Source organism: Ruminococcus albus 7 = DSM 20455, assembly GCF_000179635.2.
GTDB lineage: Bacteria > Bacillota > Clostridia > Oscillospirales > Ruminococcaceae > Hominimerdicola > Hominimerdicola alba.
Map to the genome: position 1 here is coordinate 16931 of NC_014825.1, position 21041 is coordinate 37971.

At 43.7% G+C, this 21041-nt stretch carries 20 protein-coding genes; 3 read left to right on the forward strand and 17 right to left on the reverse strand.

The features are described 5' to 3' along the window. Positions 1 to 28 precede the first annotated feature (28 nt). The 7 genes from RUMAL_RS18810 to RUMAL_RS18840 form a co-directional block, all read right to left on the reverse strand. Positions 29 to 415, reverse strand: a complete 387-nt coding sequence (locus tag RUMAL_RS18810; protein WP_013483681.1) for a hypothetical protein — start codon at positions 413 to 415, stop codon at positions 29 to 31. A gap of 4 nt (positions 416 to 419) precedes the next feature. Beyond that, positions 420 to 1064, reverse strand: coding sequence for a potassium channel family protein (locus tag RUMAL_RS18815; protein WP_013483682.1), 645 nt, complete (start codon positions 1062 to 1064; stop codon positions 420 to 422). 52 nt (positions 1065 to 1116) lie between these two features. Further along, complete coding sequence (locus RUMAL_RS18820; protein WP_013483683.1) at positions 1117 to 2481, reverse strand: TrkH family potassium uptake protein; 1365 nt, start codon at positions 2479 to 2481, stop codon at positions 1117 to 1119. A 162-nt stretch (positions 2482 to 2643) separates the two neighbouring features. Beyond that, positions 2644 to 3246: a cytidylate kinase-like family protein gene (locus RUMAL_RS18825; protein ID WP_013483684.1), complete on the reverse strand. Its 603-nt coding sequence runs from the start codon at positions 3244 to 3246 to the stop codon at positions 2644 to 2646. A 15-nt stretch (positions 3247 to 3261) separates the two neighbouring features. Next, positions 3262 to 4614: an ArsB/NhaD family transporter gene (locus RUMAL_RS18830; protein WP_013483685.1), complete on the reverse strand. Its 1353-nt coding sequence runs from the start codon at positions 4612 to 4614 to the stop codon at positions 3262 to 3264. 491 nt (positions 4615 to 5105) lie between these two features. Then, positions 5106 to 6578 (reverse strand): HD domain-containing phosphohydrolase, encoded by a 1473-nt coding sequence (locus RUMAL_RS18835; protein WP_013483686.1) that lies wholly within the window; start codon positions 6576 to 6578, stop codon positions 5106 to 5108. 19 nt (positions 6579 to 6597) lie between these two features. Then, positions 6598 to 6960: a response regulator gene (locus RUMAL_RS18840; RefSeq protein ID WP_013483687.1), complete on the reverse strand. Its 363-nt coding sequence runs from the start codon at positions 6958 to 6960 to the stop codon at positions 6598 to 6600. 640 nt (positions 6961 to 7600) lie between these two features. Between RUMAL_RS18840 and RUMAL_RS18845 the strand changes: the two genes are divergently transcribed. Continuing rightward, positions 7601 to 8509, forward strand: a complete 909-nt coding sequence (locus tag RUMAL_RS18845) for a nucleotidyltransferase family protein (protein WP_013483688.1) — start codon at positions 7601 to 7603, stop codon at positions 8507 to 8509. A gap of 122 nt (positions 8510 to 8631) precedes the next feature. Here the strand turns inward: RUMAL_RS18845 and leuD are convergent, their stop codons facing one another. The 3 genes from leuD to leuC are packed head-to-tail and all read right to left on the reverse strand — an operon-like array spanning position 8632 to position 10831. Continuing rightward, the gene (gene leuD, locus RUMAL_RS18850; RefSeq protein WP_013483689.1) at positions 8632 to 9111 is read right to left on the reverse strand and encodes a 3-isopropylmalate dehydratase small subunit; all 480 of its coding nucleotides are present in this window, start codon (positions 9109 to 9111) and stop codon (positions 8632 to 8634) included. A gap of 21 nt (positions 9112 to 9132) precedes the next feature. Continuing rightward, positions 9133 to 9519, reverse strand: a complete 387-nt coding sequence (locus tag RUMAL_RS18855) for a hypothetical protein (RefSeq protein ID WP_013483690.1) — start codon at positions 9517 to 9519, stop codon at positions 9133 to 9135. Positions 9520 to 9568: 49 nt separating this feature from the next. After that, the gene (gene leuC / locus RUMAL_RS18860; protein ID WP_013483691.1) at positions 9569 to 10831 is read right to left on the reverse strand and encodes a 3-isopropylmalate dehydratase large subunit; all 1263 of its coding nucleotides are present in this window, start codon (positions 10829 to 10831) and stop codon (positions 9569 to 9571) included. 262 nt (positions 10832 to 11093) lie between these two features. Between leuC and RUMAL_RS22200 the strand changes: the two genes are divergently transcribed. Together RUMAL_RS22200 and RUMAL_RS18865 are read left to right on the forward strand one after the other, a co-directional pair. Continuing rightward, the gene (locus RUMAL_RS22200; RefSeq protein WP_013483692.1) at positions 11094 to 11267 is read left to right on the forward strand and encodes a hypothetical protein; all 174 of its coding nucleotides are present in this window, start codon (positions 11094 to 11096) and stop codon (positions 11265 to 11267) included. Positions 11268 to 11509: 242 nt separating this feature from the next. After that, a complete protein-coding gene (locus tag RUMAL_RS18865; protein WP_013483693.1) occupies positions 11510 to 13015 on the forward strand; it encodes a L,D-transpeptidase family protein in 1506 nt (501 codons plus the stop codon). Between the two features lie 97 nt (positions 13016 to 13112). Here the strand turns inward: RUMAL_RS18865 and RUMAL_RS18870 are convergent, their stop codons facing one another. The 7 genes from RUMAL_RS18870 to RUMAL_RS18900 form a co-directional block, all read right to left on the reverse strand. Further along, the gene (locus RUMAL_RS18870) at positions 13113 to 13706 is read right to left on the reverse strand and encodes a FliH/SctL family protein (protein WP_013483694.1); all 594 of its coding nucleotides are present in this window, start codon (positions 13704 to 13706) and stop codon (positions 13113 to 13115) included. 88 nt (positions 13707 to 13794) lie between these two features. Beyond that, the gene (coaD, locus tag RUMAL_RS18875) at positions 13795 to 14310 is read right to left on the reverse strand and encodes a pantetheine-phosphate adenylyltransferase (RefSeq protein ID WP_013483695.1); all 516 of its coding nucleotides are present in this window, start codon (positions 14308 to 14310) and stop codon (positions 13795 to 13797) included. A 3-nt stretch (positions 14311 to 14313) separates the two neighbouring features. Next, positions 14314 to 14862 (reverse strand): 16S rRNA (guanine(966)-N(2))-methyltransferase RsmD, encoded by a 549-nt coding sequence (gene rsmD, locus RUMAL_RS18880; protein WP_013483696.1) that lies wholly within the window; start codon positions 14860 to 14862, stop codon positions 14314 to 14316. Positions 14863 to 15084: 222 nt separating this feature from the next. Further along, entirely contained in the window at positions 15085 to 15852 is a 768-nt protein-coding gene (locus tag RUMAL_RS18885) for an SDR family NAD(P)-dependent oxidoreductase (RefSeq protein WP_013483697.1), read from the reverse strand. A 229-nt stretch (positions 15853 to 16081) separates the two neighbouring features. Then, entirely contained in the window at positions 16082 to 16444 is a 363-nt protein-coding gene (locus RUMAL_RS18890) for a hypothetical protein (RefSeq protein WP_013483698.1), read from the reverse strand. Positions 16445 to 16631: 187 nt separating this feature from the next. Beyond that, positions 16632 to 18281, reverse strand: a complete 1650-nt coding sequence (locus RUMAL_RS18895; RefSeq protein ID WP_013483699.1) for a hypothetical protein — start codon at positions 18279 to 18281, stop codon at positions 16632 to 16634. A 242-nt stretch (positions 18282 to 18523) separates the two neighbouring features. Next, positions 18524 to 20953, reverse strand: coding sequence for a TerD family protein (locus RUMAL_RS18900; protein WP_013483700.1), 2430 nt, complete (start codon positions 20951 to 20953; stop codon positions 18524 to 18526). Positions 20954 to 21041 lie beyond the last annotated feature (88 nt).

Sequence of the window (21041 nt, forward strand, 5' to 3'; positions counted from 1 at the left end):
ATGATCCTTTTAAATTCTCACACCATGATCAGGAAACAGGTATTATCGGAAGTTCGTACTCATCACGGCTCTCGGCATCATTATCATAATTCCCAGCTGAGGTATGATCACCGTTCACAGGGACAGACGGATCTTCCCAGCCGGAATGCCCGGTTCCTGTCACCGCTTCATTAACGATAACCGGTATACCCGGATCATCGCTGATCTCTGAGGATGAAGAAGTACTGTCTGCAATGCTTTGCGTATCACTGTCGGCAGTTTCACTGCTCTCAGCTTCAACCGGATCTGTAGATACACCGCTATTGCTGTCATCAGTATTTGCGGCACTTTCTTCGTTACCGTTTTTGCAGCCGACTAATGTCATACAAACCGCAGCCGCCATGATCAAGGCAGCAGCATAACTAAGTATTCTCATCAGCTTACACCTTGAAACATTTAAGTATATCCTTGATCTCACCGATGACAAATACTACATCTCCATCAGTGAACTTTGTATCAGCCATAGGTATAGATACCTCATCATCGCGTTTCAATGTAATGATATTTACATTGTATTTCTTACGGATATCTATCTGCATCAGTGACTTGCCGTACCACTCCTTCGGCACCACCATCTCATAGATAGAGTAGTTGCTGTCAAGCTGTATAAAATCAAGTATAGTGTCAGAAGCATACTTTGTTGCAAAGCGTATAGCAGTCTGCTTTTCGGGGTAAGCGACTTCGTCAGCGCCTACCATTTTCAGGAACTTCATCTGAACATCGTTAGTCGCTCTCGCCATAACGAACTGTGCGCCAAGTTCCTTCAGAGTGCAGGTTGCTTCAAGAGAAGTCTGGAAAAGTCCGCCGACAGCTACGATGCAGACATCAAAATTGTTAACGCCCAGTGATTCCAGGGTTTCCTTACTTGCACAGTCACCTATCCTGGCACTGGTAACATAAGGAAGTATCTCATTTATTCTGTCCTCGTTGGTATCAACAACAAGTACATCACAGTTCAGGTCATTCATTCTTCTAGCGATAGTTCCGCCGAACTCACCGCAGCCAAGCACCAATACAGATTTCATTATAATATCTCCTTTCGATACAGCATAAGCTGTTTATGTAAAGACCGCTTTATCAGCCCACAGATATCTTTTCCATAGGCATTTTAACTTTGCTTGTTTCAGCAGATGACACTGCTGCATATATAAGTGTAAGTCCTCCCACACGTCCGAAGAACATGAGGAACATGAGTATCACGCGCGAAAGCATATGCAGGGACGGTGTGATACCAAGTGTAAGTCCAACAGTGCCTACAGCCGAACCTGTTTCAAACAGGCATGTCAGCAGAGGCAGACCCTCAGCTCGGCTTATAACGATACCGCCTGTAATGAACAGTGTCAGGTACATAAAGAGTATAGCACCGGCGTTGCGCACAGCTTCATCAGGGATACGGCGCTTGAACGCCTGAACATCTGTACGTCTGCTGAAAACGGTAAGCGCTGTAAGGAACAGTACAGCAAAGGTAGCAGTTTTAAGACCGCCCGCAGTTGATCCGGGAGAACCGCCGATTATCATAAGTATGATCATTATAAGAGTGCCCGATTCGTCCATTTGTGCAAGATCCTGACTGTTGAAGCCTGCCGTCCTGGCAGTAACAGACTGGAACAGCGATGACAGTATCCTGTCCTTGACACCCATATCCTCATATTCACAGAAGAAAAAGTATACTGCCGGAACAAATATAAGTATCAGCGATGTTGTCAGCACTACCTTGCTCTGAAGTGAATATTTAGAAAGTTTGAACTTATGTGCACCTACATCCCCCCATACCAGGAAACCTATACCGCCTAAGATTATAAGCAGCATGATGACAGCATTTACATAAGCGTTGCTGCTGTATGTAGTAAGCGACGAGAATGGCTCGCGCACACCCATAAGATCGAATCCTGCATTACAGAATGCGGATATTGAATGGAAAAGCGAATAGCCGATACCTTTCAGCACCCCGAAATCCTTGATAAAGACAGGCGAAAGCAGTGCCGCGCCGGTTAGTTCGATAATAGCTGAGGTCCTGAGTATAAATCCTGTAAGCTTGACAATGCCGCCGACCTGCGGAGCATTTATAGATTCCTGCATCGTGCTCCTCTGTGCAAGACCGATCTTTTTTCCTGAAACGGTCATTATCGCCAGACCTATGGTTATAACGCCCATACCGCCTATCTGGATAAGTGTTATTATCACACCTTTACCGAACAGTGACCAGTACGTAGCGGTATCCTTTACGATGAGTCCTGTCACACAGGTAGCAGAAAGTGCTGTGAACATACAATCCGAGAATGGTGTCACAACTCTGCCCTTTGAAGATATAGGAAGCATCAGCAGCAGCGTTCCCAGAAGTATCAGCGCAGCAAAGCTGGATATGATTATCTGGAACGATGTCCGTCCCTTTCGTTTTTTCTTCGATATATCGTCCTGAAGTTTTCCTTTTACCTTATCCATAATACACCTCTGTTTACATACTGGATTGTATTATAACATATTTTTACGCAAATGTAAAGACATCGGATTCACAAAGTATATGACTATACAGCCGATATCATATACAAATACTACAAGCCGCCGTCGTGATAATGACAGCAGCTTGTTTATACGCTTTAGTATTTACTTCTCGTTTTCTGCCATACGTGCCCTGATGTAATCTGCCAGCATATCAGCAGTTTTGTCGATACCGAGCTTTGAGCTGTTCACTGAAAGATCATAAAGTCTTGAATCGCCCCACTTGCCCTGAACATGGTAATTGTGATAGCGCTTTCTCTTTTTGTCTTTCTTGAGTATGAACCTCTCGGCATCTTCACGGCTGAGTTCGTATACCTCCATTACACGCTCTATTTTCTTTTCCATATCGCCCAGAATGAACAGCGATACGAGCGCAGGATACTTTTTCAGCTTGGTTTCCGAGCATCTGCCGACTACAACAAAGGACTCACCGCTATTCGCTTTCTGGTCGATTATATCGAACTGCATCTCAGCGATGTTATCTTCAATGGAATTGCTGTAGCCCTTGACAGTTCTTGAAAGTATCTTTATCTTCGGGACTTCGTTATATTTCTCTACCTCTTCGGGAGTCATGCCCATTCTCTGGGCTATCTCGGTGATCAGATGGCGGTCATACAGGGGCAGACCGAACTTGTCTGCCAGCTGCTGGGCGATAACACGTCCGCCGCTGCCGAATTCACGTCCTATCGAAATAATGATCTGAGACATAAGATACCTCCTTGCTTATACATATCTGATAAACAGATAGATAGTTGACAGTGTCAATACAATTACAGTAGCAGGTGCCAGCTTTTTGCAGTAGCGTCCCCAGCTTATGGGGTGACCGTTCTTTGCTGCCACCGATGTGCCTACAACGTTTGCAGATGCGCCTATAGGTGTTGCACTTCCGCCTATGTCGGTACCTATAGCAAGTGCCCATGCAAGAGTGCTTATAGGTGTTCCCGATGCTGCTGAAAGGTTCTTGATGACGGGTACCATTGTTGCGGCAAATGGGATATTGTCCACAAATGCACTTGCAATAGCTGATACCCAGAGAATGATAGCTATCATCATCTTAATATCGCCGCCGCTGATATTCTCAATGAACTTTGCTATCTTATCGAGGATCTCTGTTTCCTCAAGACCGCTTACAACTATGAACAGTCCCACAAAGAACAGAAGTGTCTTGTAGTCAACTTTTTTCAGCAGTTCAAGTGCGTGCTTGCCTGCTGAGATCAGCGTAACTATTCCGATGAATGTACCTATAGTAGCTACAGTGAGGTGTGTAGTACCGTGAGTTATGAGAAGCACTACAGCACAGCCGAATATTATGCTGCTGATTATGAAATCCTTTTTGTTGGTTATAGCCTCTGAGGGCTTGGGCAGCTTGGATATATCCACCTGTTCACCGTTTTTGGTAACAAGTTCCTTCCTGAATGCAACATAAAGGAATATAACAGATACTGCAAGAGTTATAGCTGCCGCAAGACCTGTGTTCATCAGGAAATCAAAGAAAGAGAATCCCAGTGATGTACCGATTATGATATTCGGGGGATCTCCGCACATGGTGGCGCTGCCGCCAAGGTTAGCGCAGAAGATCTCTGAAAGGATCATAGGTACGGGATTGAATTTCAAAAGCTGTGCAAGTTCAACTGTTACAGCTGCCAGGAACATGATAACAGTAATACTGTCAATAAACATTGAAAGCACAGCCGCCATAATGGTGAATGTGATAAATACGGGTATTGTCCTGCATTTTACAAGGAATGCTATCTTCATACACAGCCAGCGGAAGAAACCCGCCTTTGCCATGCCCTCCACCATCAGCATCATTCCTCCGATGAAGATGATAGTCGCCCAGTTTATACCCGAGCTTTCGCTCTCTTCGACCTGATACCAGAAATCCTTGGTAAAAAAGTCCTTGAGCGCAAGTGTTCTCGCTATCGCAGAACCGCTTCTCATGCATAAGCCGAATACGACACCAAGAGTAAGCAGGCCGCTGCCGATAGTTACATACTGCCTTTCTATCTTGTCGAGTACTATCATTATGAACATACCGACGAAGATAATAACGGCAAATATTTGTGCTGCTGCCATTGATTGACCTCCTAAGCCGCGCTATATCGCAGCCGTATTTTTTCTCCGCACTGCCGGCAGGACATATTGTTGTGACCATCCGCAGTGCCATATATACTTCACTGACCCGACAGCGCTTGTGACCGTCCCGGCCGTGTATATATCTATATATCCGGGAAATGAAGTACCCCGATATTTACAAAACAAAAGAACCACCGGATGTTCTGAAATAAACACGCGGTAATTCTTACAATGTATGCTGTTAGCGTTCTGTCTTGTACATATACTGTTTGAAAACGGTTACACCACGCGTCAGAGATCCATCATCGCACGTAACTATCATACCACAGTCATTTGCACACAACAGAGTAATTATATCACAGTTAAACAAAGAAGTCAACGATATTATAATTTACATCTAAAATATTCAGTAAATGATAATAATTTAACATATATATTATTAATATAAAAAGCGGAGAACACATCGCTCCCCGCTCATATACATATAACTCTCAGCCCAGCCCGTATACAGACATGGACATAAGTATACTGCCGACTACTGCCCGAAGCTCTGCGATGATATCGGGTGTATTATCGGTTATGTACTTCCAGTCGCCGTTGACAGCCGCTTCTTCAAGCTTTCCTGCATTTTCGCTGATCTCTATAGCGCCTACCGTCTTTGATGCGCTTTTCAGCGAATGTGCGTAAACTCTGTACTGCTCAATATTTCCACAGGCTACGCTTTCCTCAAGATGCCTTATCCTGTCATCGGAGCCTCCTGTAAATTCTGTCAGCATCTCGGCATAGAACTCAGTATCGTTCATGCAGTACTTCATACCAACTGCGGTATCAAGTCCGCCGGCTTCCAGCATAGACAGGAATCCGAACACAAGATCCTTTTCGGCATTCTGTGATTCCTCCACAGTAAGTCCGTCATCGCCCACATGATAGGTATCCGGATCCTCCCTCATGCTGTACTCGGTATCCTCGTCTATCATATCAAGCATTATCTGCGCAAACTTCGGATCAAACTGCGTACCCATATTATTCCGCAGTTCTCCCCTTATGTATTCCTGGGCAAAGACCTCGTGGTAGCTTCTTCTCGAACTCATGGCATCGTATGCATCGGCTACCGTGATGATGCGGACTTCCATAGGGATATCCTCACCTGTCAGTCCATCGGGATAGCCCTTGCCGTCGTATCTTTCGTGGTGCCATCTTGCTGCCACCGCAAGCTGCGGCATCTCGGATATATTTTTTAGTATATCATATCCTACCAGCGGATGCGTCTTGATTATATCGTATTCCTCGGGAGTAAGCTTGGTGGGCTTGTTTATAACGTAATCGGGCATACCTATCTTTCCCACGTCATGCAGAAGTCCCATCATGTATATCTTTTCCTGTTCCTTTTCGGAAAGCCCCACACTCCTTGCGATCTCGCGGGAGTATTCAGCCACACGGGTGGAATGTCCGTTAGTGTACTTGTCCTTAGCATCCACAGCACCTGCAAGGGTCTGTACGACCTGCATAGAAAGCCTTTCGTTCTTGCGGTGCTCCTCAATAAAGCTTGCACTCAGCTTTTTAGCCTCACTTTTCAGATCACGCTGCAGCCTGTTCAGTTCAATGGTATTCTTGACCCTGAGAAGCAGCACTGATGCTACAAAGGGCTTCGCCACAAAATCTGCCGCACCTGCTGAAAGCGCCTTTGTCTCCGTTTCGGGATCACCGTCAGCTGTCAGTATTATAACAGGTATATCCCTGACTTCATGGTTGGATTTAAGCTTCTGAAGAGTTTCAAAACCATTGATACCTGTCATGTGGATATCAAGCAGCATAAGATCAGGCTTGTTGTTTTTTATATATTCAAGCAGCGCTTCACCACAGTCAAGACAAACCACCCGATAGCCGTAAAGACTGAGTATACGTTCTGCAATTTTCAGATTTCCTTTATCGTCATCAATAACAGCTATCGTGTAATGCTCCATATACCCACACTCCTTTATATCAAATCTCAGCCATTTTCAGGATATCCATAAGTTCAGCCGCGGCTACGGGCTTTATCAGAAAGCCCAGTGACCCCAGCTTTTGCGCCTTGTCACGCAGTTCATCATCGACAGTCCCCGACATAAGGCAGACCTTTGCACCGCTGATATCACTGTCATCACGTATTTTCTTCAGAACATCCATACCGTTCTCGCCCGGCATCTCAACATCAAGCAGCACAAGATCAGGAGCTTCACTTCTGAGCATAGCTATGCCCTGAGCCCCGCAAGATGCACCTGTACATTCATGTCCTGATTTTTTTAATATAAAACCGATCATCCTTATGACCATGCTGTCATCATCGACTACCAATATCCTTGCCATAATTTATTCTCCCGAAGAGGTAAGCGTCTTCTACCGCAGAATTATTTTATTGTATTGATTATATCATATTTTAGAAAAATAATCAATAGGTTATTCAGTTATCATTTTATGGTAAATATATTTCAATATATGAATATTTCTTATAAGCACAATGCCTTCATTCAGAAATCTTCCCCGCTGACATAAGTAAACTGCATATCCGAAGGTGATATGCGCTGTACACCAATATCATCTTACTGATCTCCTGCTTGCTCGGAACACGATCAATTAATTCCACGATCTTCTGTTCATCGGCAGGTTTGGTAAGGCACCTGAGTACATTCACATCATACTCTTTTATCGCATACTAAATATGTCCCGTAAGAAATACTATATGCACCTTGCGGATCAACCCTTTGAGAAGTTCACAGCCTGTTTTTTCAAATGTGATCTTATTCATATCATATCTACTTTTATATTATATCACAATAAGCTTTAGGTTTCAATATCTACAGTAAATTTTTAATAGATTTTACGAATAATACAAAAAGCACATTCTTTGGTAAGTGATGAAATAAGCTTTCTATTGACAACAATTATAAAATCTGCTATAATAGTTTTAATATATAAATATATTTTTTATGTTAGGAGAATAATTAAAATGAGCGCAACTCTTGTAATAATGGCAGCCGGATTAGGCTCCCGATTCAAAGGCGGCATCAAACAGCTTGAGCCATTCGGCCCTAACGGCGAGATAATCATGGATTACTCTATCTTTGATGCTGTACGCGCCGGTTTCGATAAAGTTGTATTCATCATCAGACGCGATATACGCGAAGCTTTTGATGAGATGATAGGAAACCGCATAGGTGCGCAGGTCAAGGTGGATTATGTTTATCAGGAACTTGACTGTCTTCCCGAGGGCTTCACCGTACCTGCTGACAGAGTAAAGCCCTGGGGTCACGGCCACGCGGTATGTTGCTGCAAGGGCATAGTTAATGAGCCCTTTGCCGTGATAAATGCTGACGATTTTTACGGCAGAGAAGCTTTTCAGAAACTGCACGACTACCTCACACAGGAGCAGACAGGTGACAAGCTGAACATGACAATGGTCGGCTTTGTGCTCAAAAACACCCTGAGCGACAATGGCGCTGTTAACAGAGGTGTCTGCAAGGTCGATGAGAACAATATACTGATAGACGTTGAAGAAACTTACAATATACGCCGCGCACCGGATGGCAGAGTCCTTTCGGGCAAGGAGGAGACCAAGGAACTCAGCGAGGACAGCTATGTTTCAATGAATATGTGGGGATGTCCCAAAGGCTTTATTGATAAGCTGAACAAACGCTTTGAGGAATTCCTTGAAAAGAACAGCACCAGTCTGACCGCTGAATTCCTGCTTCCCGAGGGTATCGACCACATGATAAAACACGGCGAAGCTGACTGCAAGCTTCTTGAGAGCCGCGACAAGTGGTTCGGTGTCACCTATGCCGAGGACAAGCCTACCGTAAAAGCAGCGATAGCCGAACTTATCGCAGCAGGCGATTATCCTGAAAAGCTCTGGAAATAATCGGAAAATCACACATTATAAGAATAAGCACTTGCCTTACGGTGAGTGCTTTTTTATATAAAAAACACTTCTGCGTAGTACAGCAGAAGTGTCAGGTATTTTTATATTATCCTGTGGAATGCTTATTTAAGAGAATTAAGCAGACCGTTGGAATTTATTATCTTGATAAGGAACTCGGGGAATGACTGACCCTGATAGGTCTCACCCTTTGTCTTGTTGGTGATAACGCCGCTGTCGAAGTCTATCTCAACCTCATCGCCTGCCTCGATCTTCTCGGATGCTTCTTCGCACTCGATTATCGGCAGACCTATATTTATAGCGTTCCTGTAGAATATCCTTGCAAAGCTCTTGGCAATAACGCAAGAGATACCGCTAGCCTTGATGGAAGCAGGAGCGTGCTCTCTTGATGAGCCGCAGCCGAAATTCGCCTTAGCCACCATTATATCGCCTTTCTTTACATTCTTAGCAAAATCTATGTCGATATCCTCCATGCAGTGCTGAGCCAGCTCCTCCATGTTTGAAGTATTAAGATATCTTGCAGGGATTATAACGTCCGTATCAACGTTATCCCCATACTTATGTACTTTTCCGCAAGCCTTCATTCTATGAAAACTCCTTTCAACTTACTCGATATATCGGTCGGAATTAAAAACATTCTCGCCTGCTGCCTGCTTACGCAGTTCTTCATACACCTGTTCAAGGTACTGTGAATCCATCCTGTCCTTGGTACGGGTGATAAAATAGCAGACCTTTGCCTTTCCGAAAAATCCTTCTTTTACAAGACGGAAGCAGGATACACCATTTATCGAATCGGTATAAAAATTGTTGAAGCCCTTTTTATCAATTATAGCCTGCGTCTGCTCGATCGTGAAAACATTACCGGCTTTAAGCCCTTCAATAAAATCCATGATCTTCTCCTTGCGCTGAGCGTCAGTGAAAGAAGAACCGTATTTCTGTGTTATGATACCGGATACGGTATCATAAAAAATATCTACCAAATAGTTAGTCATATACCCGCCTCCTATCTGTTGAATCAAATTACACGAATCTAAATCCTTATCACATAACGTCAGAGGGCTGTGCTATACGTCCTGCAACTGCTGAAGCTGCAGCAACATAAGGTGAAGCCAGATAAACCTGTGACTCGGTGTGACCCATTCTGCCGACGAAATTTCTGTTAGTTGTGGCAACTGCCTTTTCACCTGCTGCAAGTATGCCCATATGTCCGCCGAGACAGGGACCGCAGGTAGGTGCGGATACCGCACAGCCTGATTCGATGAATATCTCAAGAAGACCTTCCTTCATTGCAGTGAGATAGATGTGCTGTGTTGCAGGTATAACGATACATCTTACATGATCGGCTACCCTCTTGCCCTTGAGTATCTCAGCTGCAGCTCTCAGATCCTCGATCCTGCCGTTTGTACATGAACCGATGACCACCTGATCTATCTTGATATCGGGAATGTCATCAAATGTTCTTGCATTTTCGGGAAGATGAGGGAAAGCAACAGTTGGCTTGATCTGTGAAAGATCAATTGTATACTCCTCGTCATACTCCGCATCGGGATCAGCTTCGTATACCTTATACTCTCTGTCAGTTCTGCCCTTGAGGTATTCCTTGGTTACCTCATCAACAGCAAATATGCCGTTCTTGGCACCTGCTTCGATAGCCATATTAGCCATACAGAGTCTGTCCTCCATAGTCAGGTTCTTCAGACCCTCACCCATGAATTCCATAGAGCGGTAAAGTGCACCGTCAACACCGATCATACCGATGATATGCAGTATAACATCCTTGGCAGCACTGTACTTGGGCAGCTTGCCTACGATATTGAACTTGATGGCAGAAGGAACCTTGAACCAGGTCTTGCCTGCAGCCATGCCCGCGCACATATCAGTAGAACCAACACCGGTAGAAAAAGCACCAAGTGCACCGTATGTACAGGTATGTGAGTCAGCACCGATAACTGCATCGCCGGGAACTACAAGTCCTTTTTCAGGAAGCAGTGCGTGCTCGATACCTACATCTCCCACATCGTAATAATGAGTGATATCATACTTCGACGCGAACTCACGGCACTGCTTGCACTGCTGTGCTGCCTTGATGTCCTTGTTCGGCGTGAAGTGATCCATCACCATAGTGATCTTATCCTTATTGAAGATACCGTCAAAACCTGCCTTGTTGAACTCGTTGATAGCAACAGGTGTTGTAACATCGTTGCCAAGCACAAGATCGAGGTCAGCCATAATAAGCTGTCCTGCCTTGACCTCGTCGAGCCCTGCATGGGCAGCGAGTATCTTCTGTGTCATTGTCATTGCCATGATAGTGATCTACTCCTTACAAATACAATATTCTATACATTTATATTATAACTTATTTTTTTATAAATGTAAAGTCATTAGTGCAGAAAATATAAATAAATTTTTTGAGTGTTTTTGTCAAATTAGTCAATTTTCAACAAATTCAGCTTAATTAATCTGTCATGTTCATGCAACATATAAAATTTTAACAAGTTAATTTTTCCAAGTATCAAAACAATACTTCTGTGGATACTATTAATAAACTTCTGAAAGGAGAGATGATATGATAGGAAGATCACTTATGACAGGTATATCAGCAGGAGTTACTGCAGGCGCACTGGCATTTGAGATATCACGAAAGGCTCAGCGCAGCAAAAGAAAGTTCAAAGCACGCGCCGGTAAAGCACTCAAAAATATGAGCAGCTTTATAGATGACCTTTCTGATATCATGAGATGACAAGCCGGCTGCCGACCTATAAGGTTCGGCAGTTTTCGTTTTTGTACATATTATTGGACAGATTTTCGACCCCTTTCAAAAATACACAGATTGACTTGTAAATAAAGCTTAAAATTTGTTAAAGATTTTTTCTTAGAATCCTAGGGCGATACTAGACAAATGAACTGTGTTTGTGGTATAATATCTTATGTTAAAAACAGAATAATGTCACATTATGATATGTAAAGGAAGGAAATTATAAAATGAGCGCAGATGCTGCAGGATACCGCAAAAAAGTCTCCTCTGCCGGGAGTAAAAAACGCGGCAGAAAAAAAGTAAAAAACCAATCTGTACTGATTTGCGGAACAGCCTTAGCTGCACTTATCGCAGCTGTCGGTCTGTCCTATGTTGCAGGCAGAGTATATTACGGAAACAGGTTCCTTGCTGATACTTACATCAATGGTATAGATGTAAGCGGAAAGACCTATGACGATGCTGTAAAGGCACTTAAAGCAGATAAGATCCCCGAGGAGCTGAAGATCACTACTATCGACAAAAAAAACATAGTACTCTCCCCTGCTGATTTCGGTTACAAGCGTAATGCAAAAGATGAGATAAAAAAGCTTTACGACAAAGTAAACCACGGCACATGGTTCTCGGGATACGCAGGAAGAACGGATTACACTTTTACAGATGAATCTACCTACGATAACGATAAGCTGAAAGCTCTGCTTGACAAGCAGGACTGGGGCAGTGAAGAGACCAAGGATGCTTCACTTGAACTGACCGATAATGGCTACGAGATAAAGAAAGAAGTTCAAGGCAATAAGGTCACAAATATGGACAAACTGGATGAAGCTGTTGTTGATGCCCTCACCAAAGGTGAATTTGAGGTCAAGCTGAGCAGTGGTACAGGCTGTTATGATGTGCCCCAGATAACTTCTGATACTTTCAAAGACCAGTGTGAGGCGCTTAACAAAGTATTCAATATGTCCATAACATACGATTTTGATTATACCACTGAAACTATCACAGGCAAGACCCTACTCTCACTTATTGATATGGATGATATGGGCAACTACGTTGTAAACAGAGATGCTGTTGAGAAGTATGTTGAAGGTCTAGCCAAGAAATATGATACCCGATATGCAACCAGGACCTTCAAATCGACACTTCAGGGCAAGGTCAAGGTCGAGCCGAGCGAGGACGGTGTTTACGGCTGGTGGATCTGGCAGGATCCTACCGTTGAACAGCTGGAGCATCTGCTGGAAGAAGGCAAGAGCGTAGAATCCATAGATCCGATCTACGTCAACGATGGTTATTTCGAGTACACAGGTGTTGAATCTGCAAGAACTGCCAAGGACGATATCGGTAAAACATACATCGAAGTTGACCTCACCAATCAGCAGATGTGGTATTACAAAAACGGCAAGAAAAAATACACCTGCTATATCGTATCAGGTCAGACGACCTCAGCTGCAAGAACTACTCTTGAAGGCGTATACAAGCTTTGGTCAAAAGAGACCAACAAGCGCATGAAAGACAGAAACGCTGACGGAGAAGAATGGGATACCACCTGCAATTACTGGAACAACGTTTCACTCTGCGGTATCGGTATGCACGATTCCACATGGCGCGGCGGCAATTTCGGCGGCACGATCTATCAGTGGAACGGTTCTCACGGCTGTATTAATATGCCTTATGAGGGCGCACAATACATCTACGAAAATGTACCCCTCGGTACACCTGTAGTAATGTTCTACAATTGATAATAACACAGCGGACAGTCACAAGACTGTCCGCTTTTTTGCACCATAAATATCACGCAATAAAAAAGTCGGGGAGTTCATCCCCGACCATTGTAAATCACTGTTCACTCAGCCTCAGTATAGCCTCTCTCATGCGGTTAACATCTTCAAGGCTCTTGGTAAGTCTGTTAACATCAGCCTGAAGAGTCTCAGATGCATCACCAAGTGTAGCGTTGATATTCGCAACCATAGCATCCATGATGCTCTGCTTTCTGTTATTGGCATCGGCAATAATATTCTCTGCCTCTGCACGCGCACGGCTAACGATATCCTCAGCATCCTGATTAGCTCTGTCTACCTGCTCCTTGACATACTGCTCAGCTCTTGCTATTATAGCTTCCTGAGAAACCAGCTTGTCAGCCTCGGCTTTAGCATCCTTCATTACTGCTTCTTTCTCGGATAATGCAGAATTTCTGATCTCATCAGCTTCCTTCTTGGCAGCTTCAAGTATGACCTTTCTCTGCACCTCCAGCTCCTGAGCTCTCTTTATCTCAGGCGGTATGCTCATTCTTACCTCATCGACCAGCTCATGTATGCGGTCGCCGTCAATCATCTTCTTATTTGAAAAAGGAACCGTAGCGCCGTTATCAATAGTTTCATCTATTCTTTCCAGCAGGTCGTTCATGGGGGTATAATCCTTGTTTTCGCTCATAATAATACTTCCTTTCATATTTATATCTGCAGACTTTTCAAATTATTGACGCTATATATCTCACGCCGTATATTAAGCCTTGATCAGCTCACACAGCGTTGTCTGCCTGTTGCGCGTCAGTGTTTGGACAAAGCCTGTTTTTTATCTTTTCCAGTATCGCGGGTGAAACAAAGCCCGAAATATCACCGCCAAAGCTTGCTATCTCCTTTACAACGCTCGAAGAAAGGAACATATTCTCACCTGCAGTGGTAAGAAAAACAGTTTCAGCATCATTATAGAGTTTTTTGTTGGCAAGCGCCATCTGAAATTCATACTCAAAATCAGACACAGCCCTCAAGCCCTTGACAATGACCTCTGCTCCTGTCATTTTAAGATAATCAGCCAGCAGACCATCAAAGCAGTCAACGACTACATTATCAAGATCCTTTGTAACTGCGATTATCATTTCTATCCTCTCTTTGGTGGAGAAAACAGCTTTGTTTTTGTTTTTATTGAAGCTGACCAGCACTATGACCTTGTCAAACAGCTTGGAAGCACGCTCGATTATATCGAGATGTCCGAGTGTTACAGGATCAAAGCTGCCGGGACAAACAGCGATCTTCATATCTTATTCTTCCTCTGTTGGTATTTTAAATATAGTAACAGCTATCTTACCGTATTTATAACGCTTATGCATCTTCAGCCTGCCGTACTCATCACCAAGCTGAAGCTCTTTTTCATGCTCACAGACTACTATGGCTCTGTCGCTGAGGTGTGAATCAATACTGCCGAGTACCTTCTCAATGATACCCTTTCCATAAGGGGGATCAAGAAGAACGATATCGAACTGACCCTTAGCTACCTTGATGTAATCAAGGCTGTCCATATTCAGCACACGGGATTCGGTATTGAACTTGCAGTCTGAGATATTTTCCTTTATCACCTGCACAGCAGCAGGATTATTGTCAACAAAAACACAGTGCGATGCCTCACGGCTCAGGGCTTCTATACCCATCTGTCCGCTGCCTGCAAAAAGATCAAGCACCTGCGAACCCGGAACATCAAACTGTATGGCAGAAAAAACTGCCTCTTTGACCATATCAGTAGTCGGTCTTGTATCAAGGGTATCCAGCGTTTTAAGCTTTTTACCTCTTCTTGAACCAGTGATAACTCTCATAAAAACTCTCCTAAACTCTAATATACCTATTATACAATATTTCTCGTCTTTTGTCCAGTATATTTTTAAGTTTTTTTATAATTTTCACAAACTGCATTTTACATCTTTTCTTATATACCCGCAAAAAGACACTCCTGACGAACAGAAGTGTCTGAAATCAGCATTTTATATGGAAAATGAGGTACTTCATCTTGTACAAAATATTATAGATATATTAAGCAGTCAGTGATCGTTCTTTTGTTTTTCCGATTGAAGCTTTCCTGTTAAGGCAAGTGATATACTTCTCGGTGAAAGCTGTGCAGCCTTTGCCACCATGCCAAGACCCTTTTCAGGAACGATTATAAGCTTACCTGCAAACATTCCCTCTACCGCACGTTTAGCACAGTATTCAGCTGTAATAGACTTTACTCCGAACTGAGCACCTGCCACTGAATTGAACTCCGTATCCACAGGTCCGGGACAAAGGGCTGATACTTTCACACGGCTGCCTATCATTTTGAGCTCCTCACTTATGGAACTTGTCAGACTTATTACATAGGCTTTAGTTGCGTAATACGTTGCCATAAGCGGTCCGCCAGGCATCAGACCTGCAGAAGATGCAACATTCAGTATATAACCTCTGTTATCAGAAATAAGATCGCGCAAAAACAGTTTTGTGAGTATATGCACAGCCTTTACATTCGTATCGATCATACGCAGTTCATCTTCCAGCGGTATCTCATCGAACCTTCCAAGCTTTCCAAAGCCTGCATTATTTACTATAACAGTGACATTTTCATCCTGTACCTCTCTGTGCAGACGTATGCATTCGCTTTCATCCGAAAGGTCACACACAATAACTCTGCTGTCCCTGAGTTCACTTGCAAGTTCACGCAATCTGTCCTCACGTCTGGCAGCGAGTATTACTCTGAAATCTCTTCTGTCAAGCTCCTTTGCTATTTCCCTGCCGATACCGGAGCTTGCACCTGTGACCAAAGCTGTTCTTGCCATAATATCAGTCCTTTCTTAATAGATATTGAATATATTATACTATCCCGTAATTTAATTGTCAACGTATTTCTGAAACAAATCAAAACATAAACTGTGAACATCAGGCAGTACAGCAGCTAAGAACAAAAACCACACCTGTTTTTAAAACATATAAAAGTTATGCCCCGAAGCGTTTTAAAGCACTTCGGGGCATCGTATTATTTTTCCTGTTCGGTTAAACAGAAGTTTATCACTCTGAAACAAATCTTAAATAAGGATCATCTAAATTATTCGCCACATCATATTGTGCCTTTTCCCAAAGTTCAAGTCGATTATTATTTTCCATATCTGAAAGTATCTGACCAATTTCATCAATATAACCGATCGCAAGGTAGTCTTTCAAGAATTGGATACCGATCTGATACGGATCATTTGGCTCAGAAACCTTATCGATTGCTTCATCCCAGTCAGAAGCATAAGCCGAGTCAGCAGGACAACCATCTGCGAGCAAGCTCATTCCTCCAAGTAATCCTCCTAACCAATCATGTTCCTCAGCATTCCAAATATAATCAAGATAACGGAAAAAAATACGATATCCTATTTTATTCTTCACAATTGTATACTCCTTCAAATTCCGATTTTATTAGAAATAATTTTAGCACAGCATAGTTATTATCAATATAAACGCCACAGTACTTCTGACTGTATATCAGAAATACTATGGCGCAAAATTACTTTATAAGTGCCCGACTTTTATCAGCAGGGTATTATAATTATCGATAGATCATAAACACGAAATATTATGCACGATCCTCAGCAGTGCTTTCGGTTGAATACTCATTTTCAAAAGCTTCCCAATCGAAATCATCGTCATCAGAAGAAGATCCGCTGCTGTAAGAAGATGATGATGAAGAACCGAACAGAGAATTATACATCTCGTCGCCCAGATTTTCCTTGAGCTTGTTCATAAAGCCCTCAGTATCGCAAGTTTCGAGATACTTATTCATCTGCTCCTCGTCAAGTGCATTGAAGACCTGAACATCGCTACCAGGAACATCAACGTCAGAAGCTTCTGTCTTTTCGCCTGTCATCTTCATTGTAAATGCATTCTCGCCATTGAGACCGATATCAAATGTAACATCTAAATCATCAGCTGTAGAATCAGACTTAACTTCCATCCAGATAGAATCAGAAGTGCCGTCCTCATTAACGCTGACATCAAATCTGATAGTGCCTGCGAAGTTCTCGCCAACATTCTTCATATCAGTCATGGTGTAAACGACCTTCATGTTCTCCTCGCCGTCATCGGTAGAAGTAACAGTGTAGGTACCGTTAACTACATCATTCTCGCTCTTCAGTGCGCCGTAAGCTGTTACAGCTGTGCCATCACCGCTGTCGAAGCTGATATCCAGACCCTCAGCATTTTCGTTGCTGACACTGATGAACTTCAGCTCACCCTTTTCATCGGAAGGCTTCAGATTGAAACCTGCGAACTGACCGTCGCTGTTCTCATAGGTTTCCAGCATAACAGTTTCCTCGCCCTTGATCTCACCCTTGACCTCCTCGAGCATCTTGTCGATAGCCTCTTCATAGGAAGGAGTAGAAGGAGCTTCTTCGCCGTACTTCTCATACATAGCGGAGCTCTGCTGATTAGCAGCCTCAACGCCCTGCTCATACAGTTTCTTGAAATTCTCGTCTGTCTTAGCCTTTTCAAGAACAGCAGTAACTACCTTCTGTCCGTCAGCAGCTGTCAGCTCATAGGACTTGGAAGTATACTCATAAGAAACGCCGTCGATATCACCGCTCTTAGTTCCGTTCTCCTTAGCCTCAGGGAAATTATCCTTTACTAACTGCTCATATTCCTTAATGTCAGCCTCAAATGCTTCGGTATCAAAATCGAAGTTCTGAGCTGTCTGAGCATACTGGTCGAAATCAATGCCTACGCTATCCTTCAGATAGGATTCAGCTTCAGCCCTGTTTACCTTGATATAAGCCTCTGAAAGCTCGGGTACTCTAACGTACATCTCTTCGCTGTTCTCTCTGCTGTATACCTGATTTACAGTAACTACCTTCTGACCGCCGTATGTCAGCTCGATATCGCCGCCCTCATTGCCGCCTTTCTGCTTGCTGGATACGGTCATGCCGAAATCCTTGGGAGCTGTGGGCATATTCTTTGTAATTGCAGGGCCAAAGCTTATATTGAAGCTACCACTATAAGCGTAATCTACATCGCCCTTTGCGATCTCGGTCGCCTTATCTATAGTGTTGGTGATATTCTCAGCCATAACACTCAGCTTGGGAGATACTACAACAGAGCTCTGATTTTTTGACTTCTCACTGGATGCCTTGTCAGCATTCTTGTTTAACACAAAATAACCAACGCCCGAACCAACTACTGCTACGCCAAGTACACCGGCGAGTACGGGTGTAAGTACATTCTTCTTTACCATAATGCTACCTCCTGAAAATTGTGTATGTGTTATTCTCTCTTTCTTGACTACTGACGACAGACTTTGTAAACCAATTAACAGTCTGTGTCTTACTGACTAATAATATACCACATTTTGATATCACTGTCAATAGTGAATTTATTACAAATTATGCCACTTCAACCTTGCGGATTAGGGCATTTTCGGGCATTCTATCGATTTGGCGAATTCGGTATGACAACTGTGTGAAAGCTGTGTGATACCTATTCTTTTACATCCACACCGTAGCTGCCGCACAAGGTTTTGAGTGCCTGCCTGAATCCCAGACCGATGGTCTTGGCTTTCCAGCCATTATTATTGTATATTTCCATAGCCACTACCGAACGTTCATCATCAAGCCCCGAAAGCTCATAGCTGCAAAGCTCTTTTCCGCCGCAGCTTATGCGCACAACAGGCTTGTTCACCTTGCCGAACGCCTGACCTTCCACATCGCCGTATATAGCGAAAGCAACAGCCAGCTTATTTATCTCACTGTCCAGTTTTGATAGTTCAACGGTGAACATCCTTGTCTGCTGAGGATGATTGTTTATAGCCTTGTCAACGGAAGCCTTCTGTCCGAAGAATACAAGATCGGCATCGCTCCTTACCTTGCCGTTCTCAGTAAGCAGGAAGATATATCCGTCGATATCAATTCCTTCCTCAGCCTGATAATCCATATCTATGACCAGCATCTGTGAAGCGTAATCGTTAAGATCAAATCTTGCACCCCTGACCAGTCTGACTGTACCGCCCTCCTCAGCTGATCTGATCTCCTCGGGCTCAACATCTATTATCTCATCATCGGCGGTATTGTTCTGTTCGCCAATATACTCTGCTTTTTCCGCGGATATCTCGGGTGCGATAGTTTCCGCAGTTTCTGCTTCGGGTTCGGTTTCTTTTGTGTAAGTCTCGGGTGCGATAGTTTCTTCAGTTTCTGCCTCGGGTTCTGATTCTGTTGTGTAGGTCTCGGGTGCGATAGTTTCTTCAGTTTCTGCTTCGGGTTCGGTTTCTGTCGTGTAAATCTCGGGTGCGATAGCTTCTGCAGTTTCTGCTTCGGGTTCGGTTTCTGTCGTGTAAATCTCAGGTGCGATAGCTTCTGCAGTTTCTACTTCGGGTTCGGTTTCTGTTGTGTAAGTCTCGGATGCGATAGTTTCTGCAGTTTCTGCTTCGGGTTCGGTTTCTGCCGTGTAATTCTCGGGTACGATAGTTTCTTCAGTTTCTGCTTCGGGTTCGGTTTCTGCAGATGCGGGAACCGCATTCGGTACTGCTGCAGTTCCTTTTACAGCCTTTCTGCCGAACTGAACACTTTCGCCCAGCTGTTTGATACGTTCAAACAATGCCTTTTCAGCACCCTTTGTAATTTCCTCTTCATCAAACTGTTTTTCCGCATGGATACATATTATAGTTCCGCTGTGATCTATCTCCAGCACACAGCTGTAAATATCCTCACGATCAGTACTTCTCATTATCGTAGCCTTGATATAACCGTTCCTGTCATTACGGACAGTTTCCGTATCCACAAGGGTACCGAATGAGCTAAGCTGTACAGTAAGTTCCGATGCCTCTGCTTCAGCTGTATCCATTACTATTATCTCACAGTCGATATCGTCATCATTGTCCTCATAGGGTACGAATCCTACATCGTTCAGAGTAAGGCGTTTTTTGTCAGCGCCTCTCAGTACAGAGTGATCATCAGCTGTAATAACTATACCGTCAGCGATCTCAAATTCCATAGCCTTGCGTTCGGGTGCCTCCAGCAGCAGGAACTGCGCTCCTCCGGTCACGGCATAATACTCGGCAGTACTTCCCTTGCAGCCGCCTATAACAACACCGCTTCCGACAACATCTCTGCCTATGGTTATATTCTTTTTAAGTATATCGAACTCTTTAAGAGAGGTACAGCCTTTAAGTGCACCGTCACTCACTTCAAGGAACACAGGCAGAAGCACCAGCTTTTCTATATTCCTGCAGCTGAGCTTTTCAAGCACTGTAACGCCTTCAAGTGCTGCAGCATCATTCAGCGACAGCATTGCTTCTTCCACCATACCATTTTCCCATTCATGACCATCTGCATCCGTTATGGAAAGTCTGCCGTCTTTGAAAAGAAGTGCTGCATTATCCTCGGTATAGCTTCCGCCTGCGAAATTCAGCTGCCAGAACACCTGACTTCCGTTCTTGAATCCTATGCGTTCAAATCCGAATACTTCTTCTCCGTCAGCCGCAGCCGAACTGCGTGTTACCGTGATATCCAGTTTGTCTGCAATATCCGTTTGTGCAAAAAGCTCACTTATCACTTTAAGTTTGCTGCCGACAGTATCGTCTTTCTCCGAGCGTATACCATAAGAAAGACAATCTGCCCTTTCCTGTGCGCCGATAGTACACTTCATTTCATTATATGCTGTTTTATCCTCAGCGTTCAGATCGTTATATCCGCAGCCCGACCATGCCATAAATATCATCTGAGGAAGTTCGGCTTCTCCGCCCTCTTTTGCAAATATAAGTCCGTCATCGGTACGCACTGTCCTGACTCCTGATGAACTGTCAAATCCTACACCGGAAAAACCGTTATTTGCCAGCACCTCTGCAAGAACATCATCATTGATCTTATATGACACGAGCCCACAATTTCTGACACCAAGATTTGTATTTTCCATTGTTGTTATCCTCCTAATCCAGAGATATTAAAAACGACAAAAGTTTCTATATGTACAGTACTAACCCTCGAAAAACATGGGCAAGTAC

What these genes read in the sequence shown, in the direction of transcription:
- RUMAL_RS18810 (WP_013483681.1), bottom strand. Translation starts at nt 415, where the DNA reads ATGAGAATACTTAGTTATGCTGCTGCCTTGATCATGGCGGCTGCGGTT.
- RUMAL_RS18815 (WP_013483682.1), bottom strand. Translation starts at nt 1,064, where the DNA reads ATGAAATCTGTATTGGTGCTTGGCTGCGGTGAGTTCGGCGGAACTATC.
- RUMAL_RS18820 (WP_013483683.1), bottom strand. Translation starts at nt 2,481, where the DNA reads ATGGATAAGGTAAAAGGAAAACTTCAGGACGATATATCGAAGAAAAAA.
- RUMAL_RS18825 (WP_013483684.1), bottom strand. Translation starts at nt 3,246, where the DNA reads ATGTCTCAGATCATTATTTCGATAGGACGTGAATTCGGCAGCGGCGGA.
- RUMAL_RS18830 (WP_013483685.1), bottom strand. Translation starts at nt 4,614, where the DNA reads ATGGCAGCAGCACAAATATTTGCCGTTATTATCTTCGTCGGTATGTTC.
- RUMAL_RS18835 (WP_013483686.1), bottom strand. Translation starts at nt 6,578, where the DNA reads ATGGAGCATTACACGATAGCTGTTATTGATGACGATAAAGGAAATCTG.
- RUMAL_RS18840 (WP_013483687.1), bottom strand. Translation starts at nt 6,960, where the DNA reads ATGGCAAGGATATTGGTAGTCGATGATGACAGCATGGTCATAAGGATG.
- RUMAL_RS18845 (WP_013483688.1), top strand. Translation starts at nt 7,601, where the DNA reads ATGAGCGCAACTCTTGTAATAATGGCAGCCGGATTAGGCTCCCGATTC.
- leuD (WP_013483689.1), bottom strand. Translation starts at nt 9,111, where the DNA reads ATGAAGGCTTGCGGAAAAGTACATAAGTATGGGGATAACGTTGATACG.
- RUMAL_RS18855 (WP_013483690.1), bottom strand. Translation starts at nt 9,519, where the DNA reads ATGACTAACTATTTGGTAGATATTTTTTATGATACCGTATCCGGTATC.
- leuC (WP_013483691.1), bottom strand. Translation starts at nt 10,831, where the DNA reads ATGGCAATGACAATGACACAGAAGATACTCGCTGCCCATGCAGGGCTC.
- RUMAL_RS22200 (WP_013483692.1), top strand. Translation starts at nt 11,094, where the DNA reads ATGATAGGAAGATCACTTATGACAGGTATATCAGCAGGAGTTACTGCA.
- RUMAL_RS18865 (WP_013483693.1), top strand. Translation starts at nt 11,510, where the DNA reads ATGAGCGCAGATGCTGCAGGATACCGCAAAAAAGTCTCCTCTGCCGGG.
- RUMAL_RS18870 (WP_013483694.1), bottom strand. Translation starts at nt 13,706, where the DNA reads ATGAGCGAAAACAAGGATTATACCCCCATGAACGACCTGCTGGAAAGA.
- coaD (WP_013483695.1), bottom strand. Translation starts at nt 14,310, where the DNA reads ATGAAGATCGCTGTTTGTCCCGGCAGCTTTGATCCTGTAACACTCGGA.
- rsmD (WP_013483696.1), bottom strand. Translation starts at nt 14,862, where the DNA reads ATGAGAGTTATCACTGGTTCAAGAAGAGGTAAAAAGCTTAAAACGCTG.
- RUMAL_RS18885 (WP_013483697.1), bottom strand. Translation starts at nt 15,852, where the DNA reads ATGGCAAGAACAGCTTTGGTCACAGGTGCAAGCTCCGGTATCGGCAGG.
- RUMAL_RS18895 (WP_013483699.1), bottom strand. Translation starts at nt 18,281, where the DNA reads ATGGTAAAGAAGAATGTACTTACACCCGTACTCGCCGGTGTACTTGGC.
- RUMAL_RS18900 (WP_013483700.1), bottom strand. Translation starts at nt 20,953, where the DNA reads ATGGAAAATACAAATCTTGGTGTCAGAAATTGTGGGCTCGTGTCATAT.